The sequence below is a fragment of the Cupriavidus sp. 2TAF22 genome (assembly GCF_052115045.1).
In the GTDB taxonomy this organism is placed as follows: domain Bacteria; phylum Pseudomonadota; class Gammaproteobacteria; order Burkholderiales; family Burkholderiaceae; genus Cupriavidus.
In genome coordinates this window covers 1-1,922 of record NZ_JBFRFX010000111.1, presented here as the reverse complement: position 1 = coordinate 1,922, position 1,922 = coordinate 1, and the positions used below count along the sequence as shown (strand labels likewise).

Below are 1,922 nucleotides of genomic sequence, written 5' to 3'. Positions count from 1 at the left end.
TTGCTGGACACCCCCCGCACAGATCCCGGCGTGCCCAATTCAGGCACCGGGCTCCCACCTTGGGTGTTTGACGGCGAATCTGTCGCCTGGCCATGGATGAAGGATTCGAGGTTTCGGGAGCCAGTCATCGGCGAGTCGGGTCATCCGCGCCCACGTCATGGCATCTTTCTGGCTGCGTCGCCGCAGCGAGCGCCGCCAGAGATTGGTAACGTGATAGCGAAATGCCACGAGCGCCCGCGAGTTCGTTGGAACCGCGTGATACGCAAAATAGCCGCGTACCACCTGCTTGAGCCAGTGCCCTTGGATGGGTATTGGCTCATGCATGCGCCGCCATAACTGCTCCTTGATTTGCCTGAGTTTCGCCTGCATGCGATCCCCCCGGGTCTTCCGCTGGAGCTGGAAGGCGCCGCGACGAGATTTGCCGCAGATATGTACGAGACCCAGGAACGAGAAGGTCTCGGGTCGGCCAAGACCCTGTCGCTTTCGCCTGCCCGCTACGTTGCGGCCAAACTCAAGCAACCTCGTCTTGTCCGGGTGAAGCACAAGCGAGAACTCCTCCAACCTCAGTCGCATCGCTTCCCAGAAGCGCCGCGCGTCGGCTTCATGCTCAAAGCCGACAACCACATCATCCGCGTACCGCGAGGTGATGACATTGCCCTTGGCTTCGCGCCGTCGCCACCGGTTGGCCCAGAGATCGAAGACATAGTGCAGGTAGACATTCGCGAGCAGAGGCGATATGACAGCCCCCTGCGGTGTGCCCTCTTCACTGACGCTCCACTCTCCGTCCTCCAAGACGCCCGCCTTGAGCCACTTGCGCACAAGGCGGATGATGCGTGGGTCGCCAATCCGATGCTCCAAGAACCGGACCAGCCATTGCTGACTGACCGAGTCGAAGAAGCTCCGGATATCGGCGTCCAAAATCCAGTTCACCGGGGTGCGGGTGATGGCCACCGCCAACGCATCCAGCGCATCGTGCTGGCTACGCCCGGGCCGGAACCCGTACGAGAACCCGAGGAAATCCTCCTCGTAGATCCCGTTTAGCACTTCCACCGCCGCGCGCTGGACAATCTTGTCCTCCAGCGCCGCGATCCCCAACGGACGCAGCTTGCCATCCGGCTTCGGAATGTACTGTCGCCGAACGGGCAACGCCCGGTACGCTCCGCTCTGTACTTGCGCGTGCAGACGCCGGAGATGTTCTTCCAGGCCCGCCTCGTAGTACCGCCATGTCACGCCGTCCACTCCGGGGGCCGCATTGCGCTTAAGTGCACAAAACGACTCTCGAAGCCGGTCAACCGTGATGTGGTGCAGGAGCGCGGTAAACCGCTCCTTCTTCCGCTGCCTTGCAACTTGCCGTACACGTTCCAACCCCTGTGACACGCTTGCCCGGTTCTGTGCCCGGCGCGTGTGTGGCTGACCCGTGTTCCCCTTGGTCCCCGCCCTTGGCTCCACCCACTCCGCAGCCCGTTTCCAGGCCTTGTTCGCAGGCTTCGTCGCTACTATGGCGGAGTCTGACTTCTCCCGTCCGTTCATCATCGGCTTTGGCTCCTCGCCTTCCCGATGCGGACCCGTCCGTACTGCGACTGGCCAGATGGGAGATCTCCCGGTTCCCGCACAAGGAGCGTCCGTACGTGCCAGGTTCTCAGACCACGCCGGGTCGTCGGAGCGCTCGCGAATGCGCGCCCCGCCGTGTTGCCTTCCGCGTACTGAACCGCGTCGGCACCCGGGATATATCTATCGCGGCTCAATGGCTGGCCCATACGCTCCCCTACCGACGCTTCGCCTACCACCTCGCGGTGGCCTGCGCACGGCTCGGGGCCGATGTGGCTCGCTATTCCTTCATCGTAGTGGACTTGCACCACCAACTCCTTGCCGGTCTCCCGGCGCACTCAGTATATAAATCCCGGCGCACTCAGTATATAAAT

Annotated in this window: 1 protein-coding gene; it reads right to left on the bottom strand. The window is 62.5% G+C overall.

Translation table 11 applies throughout. The features are described 5' to 3' along the window. Positions 1–39: 39 nt before the first annotated feature. Positions 40–1,533: a group II intron reverse transcriptase/maturase gene (ltrA, locus tag AB4Z48_RS40400; protein ID WP_441624501.1), complete on the bottom strand. Its 1,494-nt coding sequence runs from the start codon at positions 1,531–1,533 to the stop codon at positions 40–42. Positions 1,534–1,922 lie beyond the last annotated feature (389 nt).

What these genes read in the sequence shown, in the direction of transcription:
- ltrA (WP_441624501.1), bottom strand. Translation starts at nt 1,533, where the DNA reads ATGATGAACGGACGGGAGAAGTCAGACTCCGCCATAGTAGCGACGAAG.